Below are 20,762 nucleotides of genomic sequence, written 5' to 3'. Positions count from 1 at the left end.
TATGGTATCTACAAACCTACAATCAAACTTTAATAATCCAACTCAATTTCTAGAGGGATGGTACTGGGCATTACCATCAAAAAAATTAAAAATTGGCATGGTAAAAGCTATAAATTTGCTAGGTAGGAATCTGGCAATTTATCGGGGAGTTAGTAGTCAGGTAGTAGCTGTAGATGCTTATTGTCAACACATGGGCGCTCATTTAGCAGAAGGGAAGGTAGAGGGTGATGGAATTCGCTGCTTTTTTCATAATTGGAAGTATGACAGTCGCGGAATTTGTGTAGATGTTCCTTCTCTGGGAAAACCGCTACCTGTGTGTATTAAAACTTGGCACACGGCGGAAAAATACGGCATGATTTGGGTTTGGGTGGGAGAAGAAAAGCCAAGTTCGCTGCCTTTTGTACCAGAGTTAGAACAGGCAGATTGCGATCACATATTGGGGACTCGGTTTGTCAAAAACTGCCATCCCAATGTCTTGCTAATTAATGCGATTGATGCTCACCATTTCAATACAGTACACAATCTGCCTTTAGAGATTGTATTTGATTCTCGCAACCTCAACCCCAATGCTATTACCTTCAGCAACACTACACGAGGAGGGGATGATTCTTGGTTAATTCGCCTGATTCGTCCTCTATATCGCAACGAAGTTACTTATAGTATGTGTTACTGGTATGGCAGCACTGGCACTGTGACGCTAGGGCCGGATTTTCTGCACTTCTATATTATATTTACGCTGCGAATGATAGAAGGTGGAAAAACTGAAGGGCAAACAATTCTTGTAACTCCTAAGCGTTCGGGGTTTTGGGGATGGGTTTTAAATCGTGGTTTGTTATGGTTAACTCAGCAGGTTGGTAATTACTTTGCAAAAGGTGATACGCAGGTATTTCAGACAATTCAGTTTGATTTGAAAACTCCTACTAAAGCAGATCAATCTATTCTGGAATTTATTCAGCACGTTAATTATCAGAAAGCTTTAAGCTGGGGAACTTGGGACACTGTTAACTATCCAAATATTCAAACTTTAGCAACACCTAATACTAATTTGCTATGAAAATGCAGTTAATTATTAAATGAACCGCAAAGAACGCATTCGCGCAGCGTCTCGTCAGAGAAGAAGGCAAAGGTAAGACAGTTCTAAAAGGTTGTGCGTCAGTCCCGTGAGTTTGTGAAAAATTGGCATATCCTCGAATAATATACCCTGAATTCACTTTAATTGAGCAGAAAAACATGGATTATAAATATAATATTCTTGGTTTTGATCTACCACACACAAATTCTCATGATAGTTTACGACGGATATTAACAGCAGCATTACCCAATCATAATAATTATGCTAAGTACCCACAATTAAATTATTGGGATGCTGAATTTTTTAATTTACAGAAAGTCAAAACTTTTCAAGAATCTAATATTACGGAACAAACTGTTATTCTAGAACTTGTCAACCGCAGCCTGTTAGAAGAATCATATTTCATTGAGAAAGCAGGCGTTGGCTACATGGCAAAAATGGTACTGTTAGCAGAAACAGTTGAAGAACGAATTCTTTATGGATTGTTTACGGCTGATGAAGCTACCCACCTTCACCAAATTAGCCATTTTTTACCAGAAATGGAAGTAACTAGCACGGACGATCCGTTTTTGCGCTTACTATCAGAAGTGGTTGAAAGTGCAGATAAAACAGTTTTATTGTTTGTGCTGCAAGTCGTTTTAGAAGGATGGGGTTTAAGCCATTATCGGCGTTTAGCTAAGGAATGTCGCCATCCAGTTTTAACAGAACTTTTTTCCAGTTTTTTACAATCTGAATCCCGCCATCACGCTATGGGAACTACCTTGTTTAACCAAACTTCTATTTCTGCATCCAGTCAAACAACAATTCTCGATATATTGGCACAGTTTTTACTTATGGTACAGGTGGGGCCGCAAAGTGTACTAGCAGCAGTTGAACAAGTAAAGGGACATCTGACGCGATCGCAAAAAATCCAAATTCTAGAAGAACTGGATACTGAAACCCACAGTGGAACGCGATTACAAATATTGCGATCGCTTATGGGGATAAAATCAGCCCAGTCTATCCTGCAAACTTTGGAAGAACGCGGAGCCTTTCAACCCCTCCCCGCCCATCGATGTGTGTAATCAATATCAATCTTATCTCTGCATCTCTGCGTTAAATCAAAACGGATATGGAAAAAACTATTCATCGCAAATTACAAATTAACCACACTCGCAACAAACAGCAAGACCATACTGCTTTAATGGATGAAGCTGTCACCAAGTTTTGTTATGAAGATTGTCAAAACGAGTATTGGAATCCAGAAGAGTTTTCCCTGTTATATGGTACACCTTTATGGGAACAGTCCAGCCAACATCAGCGTATAATTTTGAACCAACTTTATTGGGTAGCTTACTACTCACAAATTGTTTCTGCTGAAATTGCCACTATCTTTTTCAATCAAACCAGTGCAGCCGGACTTTACGCTCAAGAAGATTTCCGCTTAATCTGCGATACATTAGATTTGGAATCTTGCCAAGAGCGATCGCACATTAACGCCTTCCGCACAATTGCTAAACAGGTTGAACAAGCGTTATTTGGGGAACTTATCTTTACCTACCCCATGCGCGGCCCCTTTACAGAAACAATGGTTTATGCTGACACCAATGCCCTAAAAACCTGGTGGAAAAAAATTCAACTTCAATACTTTGGGTTGATTTCTGCTAATAATACTTTTTTGGCTTGTCAGTATTTTACAGTTCGGGGAGTGCGGACACTAAACGGCAAGTTAGTACAGCATAAACTCAGCAATTATTATCAAAAACATTCTCATCCTGAAGCTGCACCAATTCCTGCTAAAGTCTCTTATTATCACTTTATGGATGAAAGTTTTCACTTCAATAGTTCGACAATTATATCTCATGATGTTGTCACTTGCCTTAAGCCACCGACTGCTTTTGAGCGACTGGTAGCTAATTTAGGATTGCTGGGATGTCAGCGCGATCATTTTCATTTTTCGGCTGCGATTAACGGGATTTTTTGGTACGATCCGGCGCTGTATAGTAAGATTTATCAGGTGTTGCGATCGCCTATTTTTGAGATGAGTGACAAAGATGCTAAAGAAATGATGCGGCGTTGTTTTACGGAAGAGTCAGAAGGGTTACATCGCAGTTTTTTAACTCATCAGGAAGCGATGAAATCTTATCAGGTCTATGTTGGAAATCTTGATTATCTTTGGCAACGTAATCGGGATATGTCGCTGATGGCTACTAATTCAATTTTTCGATATTTGGCAACTCAACAAAGGGCTTTTCAAAGTTTTGAAAACCGAGGGGATTTATTTTTAGCTCACGCAGAGACGGAGAGGGGCAGAGAGGAATGGAAGAGCGTTGCTTAGGTAAAATTGTTGCGTATTATGCCTGAATTATGTAATATATCGTTTCCGGGAAGTGATTTTGCTTCTATCACTTTGGAATGTCATAAAAATTTGTCTGAACATCTGACGATTAATAATTCACCTGTTTTATTTGGTTGTCGGACTGGTATTTGTGGCACTTGTTTGGTTGAGATTATTGGCGATATTCCTCCTTCTCAACCTGATGAACAGGAAATGTTGGAAACTTTAGCACCTAATAATCCTCATGCACGGTTAGCTTGTCAGATTAATGTTACAGGTAATGTTGAAATTCGTAAGATTTAGATGGTGATTTAAAATCAATAAAAAGAACAAGTATGGATTGGTTAAAGTGCGTCGCAGAAATTCGTAAAACTTGTAACGTGCCAGCACCAGCCCGAAATGTTGCTATTGCTAGAGTCTGGATAGATGAGACGTTTTCCGAGCTATTCGCCTTTAGTGGTAAGCTGTTGCGAGAGGGAGCGGTTGATGTACCGACTCAACCGATGTTTAAAACCTTTGAAGTTACCGGACACCGAAGAGACTTAGATTCAGAATACAAAATATTAGAAGCTATTGCCCAAAAATATACAAATAATAGAGAAGTAAAGGGTAAGATTGAGTTATTCACCGAGAGAGAGCCATGTGATTCGTGTGAGTATGTCATTAAGCAGTTTAGACAAACTTTCCCGAACATTCAGCTAAATGTACATCACGGAAACATTGCGTAAAGGAGTCGGTATAAATGTTAATTCGCAATTTACCCGAACCACTTCAGCTTATTTTTAACGAGAATCAGCCTTCGCCATGTTCAGATTTGGAAATAATTCAATTTGAACGACAAAATGGTATTACTTTGCCCAGTAATTACAAAGATTTTCTCAAAATGATGGGGCATGGTGCAGGTAAGTTTTTGCGTGGTTCAGATTGCTTCTACCAGCATCTACCGCAAATTCAAGAATGGGCTAAACAACTTTTGGAAGAAAATGATTTTCCTGAAGCTTTACCAGAGGATGCTTTTGTATTTTTCATGCACCAGGGTTATCAGTTTAGCTTTTTCAGGCTTTCAGAAGGTGATAACCCACCAACTTACTCATATTGCGAAGGGCAGGAAGAGCCTTATTTTGTTAAAAGCCATGATACGTTTAGTGACTTTCTAGCGGTGGAAATAGACCTTTATTTAAAGTCTTTGATGTCTCTAGCGAGTTAGATATTTAGCACATAAAATTGACATCAGTTTTCTTTTTACCCAAGACTGTTTAATTTGTACCAACGAAAAGCAAATTAATAAACTTTATTTCGCGGTAATGTTGAAATTTGCAGGCTGGAAGGATGAATTGGTTAAACTCAATTTAGAGACTTAGATAAAATCATGGAAACTGTAAATATCCATCAAGCTGAAACGAATCTCTCACAGCTTTTATTGCGGGTAGAGCATGGAGAAGAAATCATTATTTCTGACCAAGGTATTCCTATTGCAAAGTTGGTTCCGTTTCGCACCTCATCAAATCGCCGCGATAGTTTAGGACAGGATAAAGGGCGTTTTGTAGTGCCAGAGGACTTTAATACTCCTTTACCGGATGAGATGTTGGCAGCATTTGAGGGCGGTGAGGAGTGAAACTTTTGCTAGATACGCAGTGTTGGTTATGGTGGTTTGCCCAACCAGAGCGAATGAGGAGGCGATCGTACACATTGCCGATGAAACCAATGAATTGTGGCTCTCAGTTGCCAGCATTTAGGAAATAGGGATAAAAGTTGCTATTTACAAAACAGTGGACTCTGATAGTATAACCATCTCTGAGATAAATCGCATTAAAGGCACTTCTTTCAACAAAGCTCGTTCATCCACAAAAGGTTTGTATTTCTTTAACTCATTTTCCTTACTATGTACAAGAGCATTGCGAGTAGAGTAAATTCTTTTAGTTAATTGTCGCAGTATCTGATCGATATCGGCATTTTCTAGATTTAGAATAGCTCCTCCAGAAAAGGATACGCTATTGGCACAATAATAATTTATTAAATCCTCGTCATATTCATTAAGTTTTGCTACTAGCTCTGGAATATTTATAAATTTAGCTAAACACAAGCGCAAGGCTTCACTTTCGCTGAAAGTAATAGTTTCACTCCGAATTTGCAAAGACTTTTTGATGACATTGACTAATTGTCCTATATCTTTCTTTCTTTTATAAGAGAACCCAGGATGAGTAATATGAATTTTTACTGTTTCTAACAATTCATCATTAAATAAATCCTCAAAAAAATGCTCTAAAACATGATAGTAAGATAGAAACTCTACCACTGGATTGTCAGTTGAAACTGCAAGTAAATAATGATGGATTAAATCATCATTATATAAACGACGTGGCGGATCTATTTCTTCGACTACAGAGGAGCGTCGCATTCTTGTTATTCGACTACGACGAGACATATCCTCAATTGATCTTTGAGGGACAAAAGCCAGGTCAAAGTTGTAACCAAGTTGAAATAGAAATGCATAAATAAGCTGTGAGAAACGTTTAATATTAATTCTATTATTAGACGTGATTTTAAGAGTAGTAAGTTGAGATGATGTAAAACGCACAAAATCAAATATTGATAATCTTGAATTGCTCTCCTCCAAAAATTTCTTTACCCTATTAGGAGTTATTATCATCCCTAACCCATAATCTCTAAAAGATGACTCCTGAGAAATATTTGTCAACAACCAAACTAAATATTCATCACTGCAATGGGATAACTCATATATTATTCCTCCTTCGACATCGTTTATCTCAAGCTTATCTTCTCGAAACCGTCGGAAAGGAAGTGATGACTCCTCTCTAACAACAACTTCACATGAAAAATCATCAAATAATGTGGTTTCGTCATAAATTTCCTTAGCCTTGATATTTTTAAGAATTTGCTTGATGTTCTCAATATCAGCATTAACCTTGACATCTTGAGCAAATTGACGGCGTGGAACTATTTGATAGATACCTTCGCTCTCTATAACAGTGCATCTAGATGCTTTAGCTAGCAGATCGATGATAAATTGAGAATCAAAATCAAATTTCATTATTGTGTTATACCCTCACCTAACTACATACAAATATTTGGTTACTGTGTGCAGTATTCCCGAAATATGAATCAGTCTAACAATCTTTTAGATTGACTTTTTATTCCTAATACTCTTTCATTACATCTACTATGCAATTTGCAGATTTCTGGTATATTGTCGCACTCAGTGAACAGTTACAAGCCAACAAGGTATTACCACGCACCGTTTTAGGAGAATGGTTAGCGATATTTCGCGGTGAAGATGGACAACCCGTAGCTTTGCGCGATCGCTGTTTACACCGCAATAGCCGTCTATCAACAGGTAAAATCTGTGATGGTGCTTTACAATGTCCCTATCATGGTTGGGTATATGACGGGGTTGGAAACGTTATTGCAGTTCCAGCCGAAGGAGATGATTTCAAACCTTCCCCACAGCGTCGAGCCAAGTGTTACGCTACCAAAGAACAAGATGGCTATGTTTATGTGCGGTTAGCTGATACGCCAAGCGTTGCCCCAAGTATTGAGACTGAAACCTTTTCTATGCCTCACTATGGACAAACCGGATGGGAGACGGTGCGGGTAATTAACCGTTTTGCTAACAATGTTACTAATTGTGCAGAGAACTTTATTGATATTCCCCATACGGCTTTTGTTCATCCTGGTGTTTTCCGTACTTCCCGCCAACAAAAGTTAGAGATGACTGTAGAACGCTGCAATGGTTCGGTTTTGGTGGAGTATCGCAACGAAAACAGTAATTTGGGATGGTACAGCCGTTTTCTGAATTTGCAGAATGCAGAGATTAAACATAGCGATCGCTTTTATATGCCAAATATTACCTCTGTAGAGTATAAAATGGCACGCAATCGTCATTTGTTCATTACCAGTCAATCTATTCCAGAAACTGATAATTCAACTCTCGTTTACACCGATGTCACCTATAACTACGGTATTTGGAATAAATTAGCGCGTCCCTTTGTGCGGTGGACTGCTCAACACATTATCCGCCAAGACGTGGAAATTTTGGGTATTCAGGGTGAAGCGATCGCTAAATACGGGACACAATTTTATAATACGCCTGCGGACACAATTCATATATTTGTAGAGTCAATTATAGCGGCTATATCTCGTGGAGAAGATCCGCGTTTATTGCCAAATCAATCAGTAGAAGTTACATTTTGGGTTTAAAAATAATTCGTAATTACCCCCCTTAATCCCCCCTTGTAAAGGCAGGGCTGATTCATCCCATTTCAAACAGGATTTGTCAAGATGTTTAGCAAGAAAATTGTAAGTAAGCATGACGAAGAGATGAACATTTAAGCACTGAAATATCAGTAAAATAGTTGGTTTCATCGGTACGCCAGGAACAAAATAACTAATTTTTAATCGCTAGAACCCTTGATTTTTAAAGCTCTTTAGGGAATGAATCAGCCCTGCCTTGTAAAGGGGGGAGATTAGAAAATCCGGTTCCCTCCCCTTTATAAGGGGAGGGTTAGGGTGGGGTAAAACCCATGTTTAAAATCAGTGTGAGTAATCAAAAGTGGAAATACAAAGCTTTGCACAATTACTAATTTTTAGTACTTTTATCGGATTAGTTGGTTGGACTATTACCAATCAGGTTGGACTAACTCAACTTAAAATAAAAACTCGTGAAGACTGGTTGCTAGACAGTACAGGATTAACGATTCAAGGAATTTTGATTCCCTTACTACAAGCTACTTTAGTTTATTCGCTATATCAATATTTATTACCTGTGCAACAAGGAAGTTTAAAAATATCATTAGTACCGACTTTTATTATCAGTTTTGTTATAGTTGATTATTTATATTATTGGAATCATCGTTTATTACATACTAAATTGTTGTGGAAAGTTCATCAAGTCCATCATACTGTTACTCAGATGGATGTATTAGGAACTTCTCGCAACACACTTTGGACAAGTTTGTTAATTATTTATTTATGGATACACACCTTATTTATATTTCTGTTAGCCGATCCCACAGGTTATTTACTTGGAGTCAGTCTAACTTCTGCTTTAGATTTATGGCGACATAGCCGCTTAATCATTCCTGGAAATAGCAGGCTATATCAACTTTTATCTTCTTGGTTAATCTTACCACAAGATCATGCTTGGCATCATTGCAGCGAAATCCACAATTATAACTATGGGGCTAATCTGAAAATTTGGGATAAGTTACATAGAACATATTATGAAAGCGAAAATTTGCCATCTATAATTGGAATTACAATTTCATTAAACTTGTTCCAAAAACTTTTATTCCCATTTTCATGACAGTTATCAGCAAAATTCTTTCGTTTTTCCCCACCTTTATATTATTGCTAACTGGTGCAGCAATAATCTACCTCGCTTATTCACCCAACATCTTTAGTATTCTGGCGGTGTTGCTTTCTATTTATGGGCTACCAGTGCTAGTTTACCGCTTGCATGAATTGGTTTATCCTGTGCGCGAGGGTATTAGTTATCTACTAGGTGAAGAATATAGTCCTTGGTGGGGTAGTCATCAAATCCAAGTAATTTATATTGCAATTCCGGTGTTGGAAGCAGTGCTGCGACTGATTCCGGGGGTATTTTCCTGTTGGTTGCGATTGTGGGGTGCTAAAGTGGGGCGAGATGTATACTGGACAACAAGATTGGAGATTGCCGATCGCAGTTTATTAGAAATTGGCGATCGCGTCGTTGTCGGGCATGGTGTCGGTATCTATTGCCACATCATTAAACCCCGCAAGCAAAATTTAATGTTGTATGTCAAAAAAGTCCAGATTGGCAGCAATGTTTTTGTGGGGGCTGGATCTAATCTTGCTCCTGGTGTAGTCGTTGCTGATGGTTCTTATTTACCAGCAGCTACCAAGCTTTATCCTAATCAAAAGGTGCAATAATGCGTCCGATTATTCAGCTTTTTGGGCAAATCCTCGCGCCAGTTGCGAAGCGATTTTATCGAGCTTTGGATAACCCATTAATGCAGACATCTGTAAAAAGGGAAATTTGCGATCGCCTAATTAAAAGCGAGTATGGTAAAACCTTGGGGATTCATTCTGTAGACGATTGGCAACGTGTACCAATTGTAGATTATGATGCGCTCGAACCCTACTTAAATCAAAAACAGCAGCAAATTGCCCTCACACCAGAACCTATTTTATTCTATGAAAAAACCTCTGGTAGTAGTGGGGCGGTGAAATTGATTCCTTATACTCAATCTTTACGGCGATCGTTTAATCAGATGTTCTGTGTATGGGCGCATGATTTGATTGTAAATGGCCCGAAATTTAATACAGGCAAGATTTATGCTTGTATCTCGCCACAATTAGATGTAGCTGATAATCAAAGTTTACAGAACGATTTAGATTATTTAGATGGCTGGTTGCGTTGGTTTTTGCGTCCTTGGTTGGTGATGCCAAATAAACTTAATCAACTGCATGATGCGAATTTGTTTAAACATCAACTAGCTTTGGCATTATTAGAAGCTGAAAAACTAGAAATTATTTCTATTTGGAGTCCTAGTTTTCTACAAGTAAATTTAAAATATATTCAAGAAAATCAGGATTTATTGCAAACGGAATTACACAACCGGATATCACATCATCGGCTGCAACTCCTCTGCGAAAGTAATATTCCCTGGATGCAACTCTGGCCAAATTTGAAGCTGATTTCTTGCTGGGATAGTGCCAATGCAGCAGATCAAGCTCAGGGATTACGATCGCAATTTCCAGGTGTATTAATTCAAGGTAAGGGACTACTAGCAACGGAAGCCCCAATAACGATTCCTTTGATTGTCGCTGGGGGATGTGTGCCAGTTCTCGATGAAGTATTTTTCGAGTTTGAGGATGAGGCTGGTTCCTTGTATGGTTTGCATGAACTCAATACTGGCAAGGAATACACGGTTATTTTATCGCAGAAAGGGGGATTATATCGTTATCGAATTGGCGATCGCATCCGGGTAACTCATTACTATCGCCACACTCCCTGTTTACAGTTTCTCGGACGACATCAAGCCGTTAGCGATTTGGTGGGCGAAAAGTTGCAAGAAACCTTTGTAAATAACGCTCTGACTCTGTTGAACTTGCAAGAAACTAATTTTAAAAGCTTAATGCCAATTGCCGATCCTCCCCACTATATTTTATTACTAGACTCGGCAAAACAAACCCCAGAAATTATTGCCGAACAACTGGATTTAGCTTTATCAGAATCATATCATTACCAGAGAGCTAGAGCTATCGGACAACTTGCACCACCACAGGTTTTAATCTCTAATCAAATTCCTGAAGTGTTAGTTTCCCATCGTATCCGCACTGGAAGTATTTGGGGAGGTATTAAGCATCCAATTCTGGCAACATCACCTATTAGCAATGAACTTTTACAAGAATTGAAGTTGCAAATTGCCGTCAAGACGAAAGACTGATTATTGTAGAGACGGCGATTCATCGCGTCTCTTGCCTTAAATAGTACAACTGTCTTCGTTTTTAATTTTTAATTCCGCTTGCCGTACTAGCCTTTTTAAATTTGATTAAATATTTAGCGTGATTCTAATTTAGCAACTCGCTCCTCTAATTTATTAACTTGTTGCTTCAATTCAATTACTAAAGTTGCAAGTCGATCAAACATCGGATCTTGGTGTGCTAAGTTCCTTCTAGAACCAGTTGACTGTCGTGGGGTAAGTGTTGTTCTTGGGGATGGAGACTGCCGGGTTCTACCTAGCTGAGACTCTAGCTGATTTAACCGCGACTCAATACGATTAAAGTCTGCTTCCAGGTTGTAGATGCGCGACTCTACTTGCTGCGATGAGGCAGTTCTGGAAAAAAAACTGCCCCAGATAATTGTTACTAAAATCCCGGCGATTACTAGCACCTTGATTTTTTTCATATCAATAGCTGACTTGTTAGAACAGTCTATCTAAGTAGACTTGATTGAGATAATTTACAGACTAAAAATCTGTAGATATTTCATCTTTTATCCGGTTGTAAGTTAGAAAATAAACTCTGCCAATTGATATTGACAGTATTTTCTCCCTGTTTAACCTCAAATGTGACGTTAGATGCTATTCCTAGTTTTAGCGCTTGCACGCAAAGTTCTGCCACATCCTCACGGCTGATTTTGCCTCTAATATTATCACCTTGCTCAAATATTAATTCCTTACCCCCTGCGTCTTCAGTTAAAGCACAAGGTCTAATAATTGTATAAGGAATTCCGCTTTCTTTTAAACTATCTTCTCCCTTCAACTTCCAAGTTAAAATTCCTCCCAATTGATCGTTTAATTTCACTGCTGGGGGTTCTTCATCTAAATTAATGCCAGGGCGGCCGGGACGAGTTACTCCTGCTGAACTGACGAGGATAAATTGTGGTAAAGTTGTCCCGCCATAAGCTTTAATTGATTCCAACTGCAAAGCAAAACCACCTGGGGAAAATTTGGGATTTAAAGCGCCATCATGTTCAAATTTGCTCAACATCAGTTGGAATGAACAAATTCTACTTTGCTCAATTGGCGGCGCATCTTTGACAACTTTTGCCCGAAAGACGGGAATCAAATCTGCAAAGGGAATCTCAATATCTATCCAGGTATTAGCTACGGTATCGAAAGAATAGCTATAGCCAACACCATCCCATGTTGTATCTGTCCGCAGAAAGATTTTATAGCGTTGACCGTCACCTTTGACACGCAATTTCACACCTTCATAACTAGATAAGTTGAAGGGTGGATCAAAATTCTTAGTTCTGATAGAAGCAAATCCGCCAGAGTTAGCAGTGGAAACATTACCTGCAAATAAAGCTGCATTTTCTACTAATTGGATATTACTGGCACTCACGCCACCCATAACGACATCATCCAATGCTCCCCAGTTATCTTTTAATTCTGCTGATGGCTTGGTGAAATCAAATATTAGTTGTTCCTTTGCTTGGGGTAGATATTTTGCCGCTGCTTCAACTAAGTTTTTGACTCCTTGATATTCTACATTTTCGGGAGTGTCACCAACAATTTCTGGCTGGTAAAATTTAACACCTTGATAATATTTAGCTCTGTCTGCTGTGTCTCCCTCAACTGGTTGTACGCGTACTGCTGTACAACAAATTACAGCTTGGATATCAGCCATAACTAAAGGAGTTAAAGTTTCTGGTTGCGTGATATCCGCAACTACTAAATCGATATCATTACCAAGAATTGACCGCGCTTTGTCAATGTCTCGAACTAGGGCGCGAACTTTATAACCTTGTTGGAGCGATCGCTGCACGACTCGTTTACCGACACCACCTGTTGCACCTGCTACTAATATTACACCCACGTTGCTTCCTCCATTGGGTCTATATTGATTATCCTTAGGACGACCTTGGATTAACTGCTGTACCCAGTTAAGGAAAGGAATTACCTCAAAGTAAGTCAGGGTTTCGATAAACCTGCCTAAGTCCCATTGAGAACGATTTTTGTTAGTCATATTTGCGTCCTCATAACTTTATTTACTCTAACAATTTTGGAGGGAGTGTCATTCAATTACTTGAAAAGCGCTGTAATTTATTCAGGGCGCAAGAGTATCTAAAACAGGGTATGGGGTGTAGGGGAAAGACGAAATGGTAAGCTGAGATTGTAGTTATTTCTGACAACAGGCATAAATTACTATCGCTCCCAGAGCAGTAAAGCAGGCAGAATATAGCTTCCGGGCAACAATGCAAAAACTCCTTTTTAATGACAAAGATAGATTTAGAGCGCAGGCCCTATTCCTTGGTAAAGGTATTAATTTACAGACGCTGGAGAATTACGTTTGCTTGGCGAGTATGCCAGTATTGGTTAAAGTCGGTGAAGAAGGCTACGCAGTACTCTTGGGCTATGGTGCAGTTGTCCTGTTTAATCTTGAGCCTGTAGAAAAGGTAGCCTTTTTGACGAAACTATCCTCTCAAATTAGCGGCCCTTTTGCCAACCCGGAAACAGAAGAGGTGGAAGTTCATCTCAGTATTAGTGAGAGTGAACGAGCTAAAGAAGGAAAAATTTTACTGCATGAATTGAGTATAGAACGCTTGCAAATAGTGGCTGATATTCTCGCCAAAAGTGTTGTACTGTCTCACTATGAAACCAGCCTAGCGACTGTATTCGATCAAATTGAACCGTTTGCAGCTAGTCTTCAGCGTGAAAACAGGAGTAGACAAAAAAGCCGAGAATTACTACGTCAACTTGGGACTACCCTATTAGTTCAACATAAGATTGTGGGTCAAGTAGAAATTATCGATAAGCCGGAGTTACTCTGGGAAGCCCCACAGCTAGAAAACTTATATCTGCGCTTGGAAGATGAATACGAAATCCGTGAGCGTCACCATGCCCTGGAACGTAAACTAGAGCTAATTGCCCAAACCGCCCAAACGGTGCTGGAGTTCATGCAGCATAGCAGTAGTCAGCGAGTAGAGTGGTATGTGGTGATTTTGATTGTGGTAGAGGTTTTACTGTCACTTTATGACATCCTTTTCAAAGGCTAATGCTAGATTTGGGGTTGTGAGGGAGCGATCGCAACTACTCAAAATTCAGTGGTAAAAATCGCTCCTCAGAGCGACACTATTAATGAATTGCAAGCTCGGCTACGAACTGAAACTAGGCAGAAAAAAGCAGCGATCGCCTTACTTGATAATACTAAGTTGAAGTATCAACAGTTACTAACTTACTGGCAAACTGGAATACGGATTTGAAACTCCGCTCCCTCGCCGGGTTCTGAAGTGCAAGACAGTGAACCACCATGTTTTTCGGTGACAATTTGGTAGCTAATCGACAAGCCCATACCTGTTCCTTTACCCACAGGTTTTGTGGTGAAGAAAGGATCGAACAAGCGTTGCCGAACAGGCTCTGGTATACTCATCCCATTGTCTGCAATCCGAATTTCGACTTGATGAGCATTAATTTGTTCAGTATGAATAGTAATAGTTGGAATTTTTATTTGTCCTTGATTGTCTGTTAATGACTCTTCTAAAGCATCAATAGCATTACTCAACACATTCATAAATACTTGATTTAGCTGTCCTGCATAGCATTCCACTTGGGGCAGATTGCCGTAATGTTTAATAAGCTCAATACCCGGACGATCTGACTTTGCTTTGAAGCGATGTTGCAGAATCATCAGGGTACTTTCAATGCCCTCATGAATATTAACGGCTTTAATTTCGGCTTCGTCCATGCGTGAGAAAGTTCGCAGAGAAGCGACAATTTGGCGAATTCGGTCTGCCCCAACCCGCATAGAAGACAGTAACTTGGGCAAGTCTTCTAGTAGAAATTTTAGATCCATTGCTTCTACTTCTTCCTGAATCTCTGGATGGGGAGATGGGTAATGTTTCTGGTAAAGTTCCAGCAGTCTCAGCACCTCTTGGGTATAGGTGTTGGCATGAGTTAGGTTGCCAAAGATAAAATTGACTGGATTATTGATTTCGTGGGCAACGCCAGCTACTAGTTGCCCTAAGCTTGACATTTTTTCGGTTTGCACAAGTTGAGCCTGGGTTTGTTGGAGTTTGTGCAGGGATTGTGCAAGTTGTTCAGCTTTTTCTCGCTCGCGCTTTTCGGATGCTTGGAAAGCTTCATTTTTAGCTTCGAGTTCTTGTGATTTGGCTTCTAGTTGTTGCGAGTAAACTTGCAGATTGGTGTAGAGACGAGCGTTGTCGATCGCAATGGAAATCTGTGCTATCAGCAGACTCAGCACATTCACCCGTTCTGGAGTAAAAGCACCAGAAATGAGATTATTTTCCAGGTAAATAATACCAGTAAACTTGCCAGAGTGAATTAGCGGCAAACACAAAATTGACTTGGATTGGTAAGTGGTGATATAAGCATCAGCCGCAAAACGGGAGTCTTTAACAGCATTGTCTAAAACCAGATTGTTTCTGGTTCTTTCGACATAATTTAATAAGGCAACCGGGAGTAAGAGGGAATTAGTTTTATCTTCTGTGTTAACAACAACGCTAACCTCCTTACCCATAACTATTCCCGTCGCTTCTAACATCCATTGATTCTCGTGCTTGGTAATAAAGTAACCTTGTTGAGCGCCAGCATTTTCGACCACAATCTTCATCAATTTTTCGAGTAGCTGAGTTAGCACCATTTCTTCTGACAGCACCTGTGCAGCTTTCATCACTGTCATGAAGTCGAGAATGTGAGCGCCTCCTGTAGTAGTAGAGCTTGTTTGAATAGTGTGTAGGTAATTCGTTTCTATTTTTTCTGTGTTTGACCGCAAAATTAATTGCGGATAGCGTGATTCTAAATCTTTGACTTTAGCAACAGCACCCCAATGGCTATAGGCGTAGTAGGCATTAGTCATGTAGATTTGAGCAATCGTTTCTTTACCCCATGACAAATAAAATTTGGCTGCGAGTTCGTGAGCGATCGCTTCTTCGTTGATATACTCGTTTTCTTTAGCAAGTGCGATCGCCTTGTCGTACATCTCGATCGCTTCGATTTTTTCGCCTAAAACTCGATGCCGTTCTGCCTCTACCAAATAGAATTTGTGTAAATGATTCATTGGGGCATAATCCGCCCATTTTTGGATTTTTTCTTGGTTAGCTTGGACGCGATCGCGGATGGCCTTTTGCTCTGACTCTGAGCGATCGCGATAGACCGCTAGCCGTACTAAAGAATCATAAAAATTGAATAGAGGAACAAGGGGCATTCCTACCACTGCATCTAAATACTTCTCCGCTATAGCGAGATTCTCAATCGCTTCCGAGTAATTTTCAAACCAATAACAAAGCAAAAATTTGTTCAAATATATGTAGCCAACTCCCCCATTGTCGTTTGCTTGCTGGTGGAGTGGCAACCTTATATGTTCATCGCAGGCTTCACCCTTGAGCAGGCAGGGATTTGCATTTTTTCCCAGTAGATTTAAGGTAGCCTGCCAATAGATTTCTATATAATAAAGCGCTGTTTCTTGCTTGGTTTTATGAATAGCATCTCTGCTTCTTGCTATTTCTCTTTCAAGGACAGTTAGTTCTTTACCGCTAAAGTAAGCTAAACAGGAGTACTGGAATAAACTATATCCTGCATATTCTAAATCTCCTGTCTCCATTCCGCTAGAGTGACCTGACAGCAAAGGCTCTAAGCTTTCTTTCAGATGCTCTTTCCAATGTCGGATAAATAGATTTACGATGAAAACTGTCTTGGCTTTGATTTCTTGAGCATTTAACTTTGACACTAGATTTAAAGCCAACTGACCAAATTTATAACCTGAATCAATATCTCCCACAATGGCACAAAGAAGAAAACCATAATTGGCATAAGCAAAGGGAGAAACGGCAGCATTACCATATTCGACGGATAATTGTACTTGTTTGCACACCGTCAAGGGCAACAGTGTAGGAGCAACAATATATGCAGGAGCAAAGATACTTGACAAAAGTCTAATGGCTGCTAATTTATAGCGATCGCTCATTTGAGGTAGCTCAATTAAATCCTCAATTCGCGTTCCACTCAAAATTGCCGCAGTGTCCGCCAATCCTTGCCCAATATCTGACGCGTTCGGTTCTTGGGGAAACTCCACCCCTAACAGCTTTAAAACTTGTAGCGCTGTGTTAACCGCTTCTAGCAGCCTGTTCTGTGCCATATAAGCTTGCATCTGGACTTCATACACTTTAATTTTGTCCAGTAGCGTCACAGTACGGTTTTGGACGATCTCAAACAATCTCTGCATTTCTTCAAAATCACCGCTCAAAAAAGCTGCCTCTGCCGCTTCTGAGTGCAGTGCTAATGTCAGTGCATATTCACACTTCCAGCTTTCTTCTGCTAACAGTCCCAAACCAACTTGCAAATATTTGATGGCGGAATCGTGGGCTGTGGCTGCTTTTGCTCTTTGACCTGCAATGAGATTTAGTTCTGCAAGTTGATATTTTTCTGCTTCAGATATCAGTAAATCAGTACCATAATTGAGTTGATTAACTAAAGCAAATATATTTTCTTTGCGTTCTTCTGGTGTCGTATTTTGCAGCAGTAATTGACCAATTTTTAGATGAGTTGCTTGCTTGCGATCGTTGGGAATCAGAGAATAGGCCGCTTGCTGTACTCGGTCATGTAAAAACTTGTAATCAACCTTGACATCAGTTAAATTAATTCCGTCAGATTCTTCCTGACTAAACACTAAGGGAATTTTGTAGTCCTGACTTAACGGCAGAATTAACCCAGCTTGCAGGGCTGACCACAATTGCGCCGCAGTTATTAGAGAAGATGCTTCGTTGACGATCGCTAATACATCTAAGTTAAAAGTATTACCAATACAAGCAGCCAGTTTAAGAACTTTTTGCGTTTCTAATGACAGTTTGCGAATATTTCTCGCTGTCAGTTCAACAACATTCAGGTCAGTAATGCCGATCGCTTGAATATGTTGAATATTCCATTGCCACACCCCGGAATGGAAGTTGTATGTTAGCAAGTCTTCTTGGTGTAGGGTTTTCAGCAGTTGCGTTAAGAAGAAGGGGTTCCCCCCGGTTTTATGGAATAGTAATTCTGCTAGTGGCTGAATGTGTTCTATGAGATTCAATGTATCGCCAATTAATGCTTCCACATCCCTTAACTGCAATGATGACAAGACGATGTTATTCACCAATGCACCAGAGGATTGAATTTTGGACAAACTCATCATCAATGGATGGGTGGGCGAAACTTCATTATCACGGTATGCCCCGATTAGTAATAAATATTTGCGCTCAGTATCCGTCATCAATCGCTCAATTAAGTTCAGTGATGCCGAATCTGCCCACTGTAAGTCATCCAAGAAAACAACTAAGGGATGGTCTTGGTTCGTGAATACCCCAATGAATTGCCCAAAAACGCGATTGAAACGATTTTGAGATTCTGCGGCTCCCAGTTGTGTAACAGGTGGCACAGTTCCAATAATTAGTTCGACTTCTGGAATCACATCAATAATGACTTGCCCGTTTTCTCCCAATGCGGTTAACAGTTTCTCTTTCCACACTTGGATTTGGGCTTCGCTTTCAGTTAGTAATTGCCCAATCAAAGATTGGAATGCCTGAATCAACGATGCATAGGGAATATTGCGTTTGAATTGGTCAAACTTGCCTGCAATGAAATAACCCCTTGCCCCCACAATCGGTTTATGAACTTCATTGACGACACTCGTCTTGCCAATGCCCGAATAACCAGAGACGAGCATGAGTTCGCTGCTACCTCCTGCCACACGCTCAAATGCAGTCATTAATGTTGCTACTTCTGCTTCGCGTCCGTAGAGTTGTTGTCCAATCAAAAAATGCCCAGATTTGTCCCGTCTTCCTGGTACGAAGTTTTCAATCTTGCCAATCACTTGAAGTTGAAACAAGCATTCCTCTAAATCCGCTTTCAGTCCCCAAGCGCTTTGATACCGCTCCTCTGCTGTTTTCGCTAACAGTTTCAAAATAATTGCGCTAATCGCCTCTGGCACATCTTCCAGAACACGACACACGGTTTCGCTACAGGGTGCGACTGGCATTTTGGCGATGTGACAGTGAATTAACTCCATCGGGTCACTAGCATAAAATGGCAGCGTACCTGTTAGCATTTCATACAAGGTGACACCCAACGAATAAAAGTCGGTGCGATAGTCGCACACTCGGTTCATTCTGCCTGTTTGCTCAGGCGACATATAGGCAAGTGTACCTTCAAGCAAATTAGGATTGCTCAAAGTAGGATTTTCTCGATCGAGGCGCGAGGAGATACTGAAGTCAATCAGTTTGATTTCCCCTGATTCAGGATTAATTAAAATATTGTGCGGCTTAATATCTTTATGTATAATTTTTTGGGCGTGTAGCTCTCCTAAAGTCTGTGTCAAATTAATCGCCACCTTGAGAAAAGTAATCAAGGTAGTTTTTTGAGTTGTAATCATTTCTTTGAGCAAGCAACCTGGAATATCTTCCAAAATTAAAGCCAAACCATGCTGATAATTCTTTAACTCGTAGGCTTTAACAATGCCAGGAATTCGCAGGGACTCAATGATTTGATATTCGTGGCGCAGTCGAGCAATATCTTCCAGGGGGGGATGTTCGCACAGAAGAGTTTTAATCACTACAGGGACATTATCGGTTTCTCGCCGTCCACGATAAATGACGGTTTTACTACCGGAGTGAAGGGTTTCGAGGAGTTGATAACCAGATAAAGTTGCTGTCATTGTTTTTTCTTGCAATAATAAGCATTCTTAATATGCCCATGCAAGTTTAGCTTTGTAACATTTGTGACGAAAATAAGCAGATTTTTACGATATGTTACATAAATAATTTGGAACAAAAGTGTATATTATTACTTGATTCTTACGGTATCTCGCATATTTCTGACCTGTGATAAAGTAACGCTTATCAGATCGCAGCGTTTAAAAATTCCAATCAATGATGCGATTGCTCTATACTTTGACTTCCGCCTTGCGGTACTAGTACAGTTAAACAAACCGTAGTCCGAGTTATTGGTTCTCTGTGGGTACTGATTGCCAAGCAAGACCATGTTTCCAGTGCGATGTGAAATTAACTTGAACTACTTGGTTAAAGTCCTCCAAAGCTGCTGAAAAAGTTTTCTCTTTTAGCTTTGCTGCACCTTGGTTATTCAACTGTTTAGGGCATTGTGGATTCCATACATATTTTTGACAAGTTTCGTGGGCAATTTCTACATCACTGCCATTTTCAGGATTTTGAAAGACGGGATGATAATGTAACCTGTTGCAGCAAACTTGCAACCATTCTTGCCACCCACATTGCCACAAGCGGACTGTTCCATCAAGACTACCACTGACAATCAGTTTACCATCAGGGCTAAAAGCTGCGGAATTTACCCAATACTCATGCCCGCGCCAAGGACTACCAATGGGGTTGCCGTAAATATCCCACAAGCGCACTGTCAAATCATTGCTGGCACTGACAATCCACTGACCATCTGGGCTAAAGGCGACAGAATTAACTTCTTTTTCATGCCCGCGCCAAGGTTGACCGATAGGGTTGCCGTGAATATCCCACAAGCGGATTGTAGAATCATTGCTGGCACTGATACAGAATTTCCCATCAGGGCTAAAGGCGACAGAATTGACTTCTTTTTCATGTCCGTGCCAAGGTTTACCAATGGGGTTGCCGTGAATATCCCATAAGCGCACTGTCGAATCATTGCTGGCACTAATAATCCACTGACCATCAGGGCTAAAGGCGACAGAATTGACTTCTTTTTCATGTCCGTGCCAAGGTTTACCAATGGGGTTGCCGTGAATATCCCATAAGCGCACTGTCGAATCATTGCTGGCACTAATAATCCACTGACCATCAGGGCTAAAGGCGACAGAATTGACTTCTTTTTCATGTCCGTGCCAAGGTTTACCAATGGGGTTGCCGTGAATATCCCATAAGCGCACTGT

Annotated in this window: 18 protein-coding genes and 1 pseudogene; 14 read left to right on the top strand and 5 right to left on the bottom strand. The window is 40.2% G+C overall.

Going from position 1 to position 20,762, the window contains the following annotated elements; genetic code table 11:
- The first annotated feature begins 1 nt into the window (after position 1).
- The 8 genes and pseudogenes from V7K44_RS08595 to V7K44_RS08560 form a co-directional block, all read left to right on the top strand.
- A complete protein-coding gene (locus V7K44_RS08595) occupies positions 2-1,054 on the top strand; it encodes an aromatic ring-hydroxylating dioxygenase subunit alpha (protein ID WP_334930519.1) in 1,053 nt (350 codons plus the stop codon).
- A gap of 176 nt (positions 1,055-1,230) precedes the next feature.
- The gene (locus V7K44_RS08590) at positions 1,231-2,136 is read left to right on the top strand and encodes a ferritin-like domain-containing protein (protein ID WP_334930517.1); all 906 of its coding nucleotides are present in this window, start codon (positions 1,231-1,233) and stop codon (positions 2,134-2,136) included.
- A 47-nt stretch (positions 2,137-2,183) separates the two neighbouring features.
- The gene (locus V7K44_RS08585; RefSeq protein ID WP_334930515.1) at positions 2,184-3,389 is read left to right on the top strand and encodes a P-aminobenzoate N-oxygenase AurF; all 1,206 of its coding nucleotides are present in this window, start codon (positions 2,184-2,186) and stop codon (positions 3,387-3,389) included.
- A gap of 18 nt (positions 3,390-3,407) precedes the next feature.
- A complete protein-coding gene (locus V7K44_RS08580) occupies positions 3,408-3,692 on the top strand; it encodes a 2Fe-2S iron-sulfur cluster-binding protein (RefSeq protein WP_334930513.1) in 285 nt (94 codons plus the stop codon).
- A 32-nt stretch (positions 3,693-3,724) separates the two neighbouring features.
- Positions 3,725-4,117 carry a deaminase domain-containing protein gene (locus V7K44_RS08575; protein WP_334930511.1) on the top strand — a complete coding sequence of 131 codons (393 nt, stop codon included), beginning with the start codon at positions 3,725-3,727 and terminating at the stop codon, positions 4,115-4,117.
- A 14-nt stretch (positions 4,118-4,131) separates the two neighbouring features.
- Entirely contained in the window at positions 4,132-4,596 is a 465-nt protein-coding gene (locus V7K44_RS08570) for an SMI1/KNR4 family protein (RefSeq protein ID WP_334930509.1), read from the top strand.
- A gap of 162 nt (positions 4,597-4,758) precedes the next feature.
- A complete protein-coding gene (locus tag V7K44_RS08565) occupies positions 4,759-5,004 on the top strand; it encodes a type II toxin-antitoxin system Phd/YefM family antitoxin (protein ID WP_334930507.1) in 246 nt (81 codons plus the stop codon).
- Positions 5,001-5,122 (top strand): annotated as a pseudogene (locus tag V7K44_RS08560) (type II toxin-antitoxin system VapC family toxin); the annotation flags it as partial. The gene V7K44_RS08565 and the pseudogene V7K44_RS08560, both read left to right, overlap by 4 nt.
- 26 nt (positions 5,123-5,148) lie before the next feature.
- Here V7K44_RS08560 and V7K44_RS08555 read toward each other — a convergent pair.
- Positions 5,149-6,441, bottom strand: coding sequence for a hypothetical protein (locus V7K44_RS08555; RefSeq protein ID WP_334930505.1), 1,293 nt, complete (start codon positions 6,439-6,441; stop codon positions 5,149-5,151).
- 131 nt (positions 6,442-6,572) lie between these two features.
- Between V7K44_RS08555 and V7K44_RS08550 the strand changes: the two genes are divergently transcribed.
- The 4 genes from V7K44_RS08550 (at position 6,573) to V7K44_RS08535 (ending at position 10,837) form a co-directional block, all read left to right on the top strand.
- Positions 6,573-7,607, top strand: coding sequence for an aromatic ring-hydroxylating dioxygenase subunit alpha (locus V7K44_RS08550; RefSeq protein ID WP_334930503.1), 1,035 nt, complete (start codon positions 6,573-6,575; stop codon positions 7,605-7,607).
- A 352-nt stretch (positions 7,608-7,959) separates the two neighbouring features.
- Complete coding sequence (locus V7K44_RS08545; protein ID WP_334930502.1) at positions 7,960-8,712, top strand: sterol desaturase family protein; 753 nt, start codon at positions 7,960-7,962, stop codon at positions 8,710-8,712.
- Positions 8,709-9,317 carry an acyl transferase gene (locus V7K44_RS08540; RefSeq protein ID WP_334930500.1) on the top strand — a complete coding sequence of 203 codons (609 nt, stop codon included), beginning with the start codon at positions 8,709-8,711 and terminating at the stop codon, positions 9,315-9,317. The genes V7K44_RS08545 and V7K44_RS08540 overlap by 4 nt, the downstream gene beginning before the upstream one ends.
- Positions 9,317-10,837, top strand: coding sequence for a GH3 family domain-containing protein (locus V7K44_RS08535; protein WP_334930498.1), 1,521 nt, complete (start codon positions 9,317-9,319; stop codon positions 10,835-10,837). Before V7K44_RS08540 ends, V7K44_RS08535 begins: the two co-directional genes overlap by 1 nt.
- Positions 10,838-10,950: 113 nt before the next feature.
- On the opposite strand, the gene V7K44_RS08530 is transcribed toward V7K44_RS08535, so the two are convergent.
- Positions 10,951-11,298: a hypothetical protein gene (locus tag V7K44_RS08530; protein ID WP_334930496.1), complete on the bottom strand. Its 348-nt coding sequence runs from the start codon at positions 11,296-11,298 to the stop codon at positions 10,951-10,953.
- Between the two features lie 80 nt (positions 11,299-11,378).
- Complete coding sequence (locus tag V7K44_RS08525; protein ID WP_334930494.1) at positions 11,379-12,863, bottom strand: CIA30 family protein; 1,485 nt, start codon at positions 12,861-12,863, stop codon at positions 11,379-11,381.
- Between the two features lie 229 nt (positions 12,864-13,092).
- Between V7K44_RS08525 and V7K44_RS08520 the strand changes: the two genes are divergently transcribed.
- Together V7K44_RS08520 and V7K44_RS08515 are read left to right on the top strand one after the other, a co-directional pair.
- Complete coding sequence (locus V7K44_RS08520; protein WP_334930492.1) at positions 13,093-13,893, top strand: RMD1 family protein; 801 nt, start codon at positions 13,093-13,095, stop codon at positions 13,891-13,893.
- A gap of 48 nt (positions 13,894-13,941) precedes the next feature.
- The gene (locus V7K44_RS08515) at positions 13,942-14,100 is read left to right on the top strand and encodes a hypothetical protein (RefSeq protein ID WP_334930490.1); all 159 of its coding nucleotides are present in this window, start codon (positions 13,942-13,944) and stop codon (positions 14,098-14,100) included.
- Here V7K44_RS08515 and V7K44_RS08510 read toward each other — a convergent pair.
- Together V7K44_RS08510 and V7K44_RS08505 are read right to left on the bottom strand one after the other, a co-directional pair.
- Positions 14,073-19,541 carry a trifunctional serine/threonine-protein kinase/ATP-binding protein/sensor histidine kinase gene (locus V7K44_RS08510; RefSeq protein WP_334930488.1) on the bottom strand — a complete coding sequence of 1,823 codons (5,469 nt, stop codon included), beginning with the start codon at positions 19,539-19,541 and terminating at the stop codon, positions 14,073-14,075. The genes V7K44_RS08515 and V7K44_RS08510 overlap by 28 nt on opposite strands.
- 285 nt (positions 19,542-19,826) lie before the next feature.
- The coding region (locus tag V7K44_RS08505; protein ID WP_334930486.1) for a WD40 repeat domain-containing protein at positions 19,827-20,762 on the bottom strand (936 nt) is incomplete at its 5' end.

The organism is Nostoc sp. (assembly GCF_036917235.1).
Lineage (GTDB): Bacteria > Cyanobacteriota > Cyanobacteriia > Cyanobacteriales > Nostocaceae > Nostoc.
This window is presented reverse-complemented; position numbering and strand designations above follow the sequence as displayed.

Bases quoted from the DNA above. Each gene is read 5' to 3' on its own strand.
- V7K44_RS08595 (WP_334930519.1), top strand. From the start codon at position 2: ATGGTATCTACAAACCTACAATCAAACTTTAATAATCCAACTCAATTT.
- V7K44_RS08510 (WP_334930488.1), bottom strand. From the start codon at position 19,541: ATGACAGCAACTTTATCTGGTTATCAACTCCTCGAAACCCTTCACTCC.
- V7K44_RS08585 (WP_334930515.1), top strand. From the start codon at position 2,184: ATGGAAAAAACTATTCATCGCAAATTACAAATTAACCACACTCGCAAC.
- V7K44_RS08575 (WP_334930511.1), top strand. From the start codon at position 3,725: ATGGATTGGTTAAAGTGCGTCGCAGAAATTCGTAAAACTTGTAACGTG.
- V7K44_RS08530 (WP_334930496.1), bottom strand. From the start codon at position 11,298: ATGAAAAAAATCAAGGTGCTAGTAATCGCCGGGATTTTAGTAACAATT.
- V7K44_RS08540 (WP_334930500.1), top strand. From the start codon at position 8,709: ATGACAGTTATCAGCAAAATTCTTTCGTTTTTCCCCACCTTTATATTA.
- V7K44_RS08535 (WP_334930498.1), top strand. From the start codon at position 9,317: ATGCGTCCGATTATTCAGCTTTTTGGGCAAATCCTCGCGCCAGTTGCG.
- V7K44_RS08590 (WP_334930517.1), top strand. From the start codon at position 1,231: ATGGATTATAAATATAATATTCTTGGTTTTGATCTACCACACACAAAT.
- V7K44_RS08565 (WP_334930507.1), top strand. From the start codon at position 4,759: ATGGAAACTGTAAATATCCATCAAGCTGAAACGAATCTCTCACAGCTT.
- V7K44_RS08580 (WP_334930513.1), top strand. From the start codon at position 3,408: ATGCCTGAATTATGTAATATATCGTTTCCGGGAAGTGATTTTGCTTCT.
- V7K44_RS08520 (WP_334930492.1), top strand. From the start codon at position 13,093: ATGCAAAAACTCCTTTTTAATGACAAAGATAGATTTAGAGCGCAGGCC.
- V7K44_RS08570 (WP_334930509.1), top strand. From the start codon at position 4,132: ATGTTAATTCGCAATTTACCCGAACCACTTCAGCTTATTTTTAACGAG.
- V7K44_RS08525 (WP_334930494.1), bottom strand. From the start codon at position 12,863: ATGACTAACAAAAATCGTTCTCAATGGGACTTAGGCAGGTTTATCGAA.
- V7K44_RS08550 (WP_334930503.1), top strand. From the start codon at position 6,573: ATGCAATTTGCAGATTTCTGGTATATTGTCGCACTCAGTGAACAGTTA.
- V7K44_RS08555 (WP_334930505.1), bottom strand. From the start codon at position 6,441: ATGAAATTTGATTTTGATTCTCAATTTATCATCGATCTGCTAGCTAAA.